Here is a 611-nt window from a genome sequence, read left to right as displayed (position 1 = left end):
AACGCCGAAGTCTATCCAATGATTGACTATGCGATATAACGATTGACGTACTTCCGGATTATCCCAATTTAAATCAGCTTGACTGACATCAAATAAATGTAAATAATATTCATCTGTCTCAGAATCATACTTCCATGCATTACCACCGAATTTAGAATGCCAATTTGTTGGCGGCCCGTCTTCAGATGATCTGAAAAAGTAATAATCTCTATAAGGGTTATCTTTAGATTTACGGGCTTCTTTAAACCATTCATGCTCCGTCGACGTATGATTAATAACAATATCTAACATCACTTTCAAGTCTTTTTGATGAGCAACTTTGATTAACTTTTCAAAATCATCCATCGTTCCAAAGGCTTCATTGATTTCTAAATAATTGCTGATATCATAGCCATTATCATTCATAGGTGATTCATACACTGGTGTTAACCAAATATAATCAACACCCAATAACTTGATATAATCCAATTTTTCTATAATTCCGTTGATATCTCCTATACCATTCCCCGTCGTATCATTAAACGACTTAGGATAAATTTGATATACAACGGATTTTCTCCAATCTATTTCTTTCGACACACAATTACCACCTTATAACGTAATAAAGGACG

1 protein-coding gene is annotated in these 611 nt (G+C 33.9%); it reads right to left on the bottom strand.

The window, feature by feature from the left end; all coding sequences use genetic code 11:
- Window positions 1–579, bottom strand: a 579-nt coding sequence (locus tag IDG60_RS28285; RefSeq protein WP_346767049.1) for an alpha-amylase family glycosyl hydrolase, incomplete at its 3' end; no start/stop codon positions are given.
- Window positions 580–611 lie beyond the last annotated feature (32 nt).

Source organism: Staphylococcus sp. EG-SA-2 (assembly GCF_017152085.1).
Note: the sequence above shows the minus strand (reverse complement) of the source record. Positions and strands in the feature narration are given on the sequence as shown.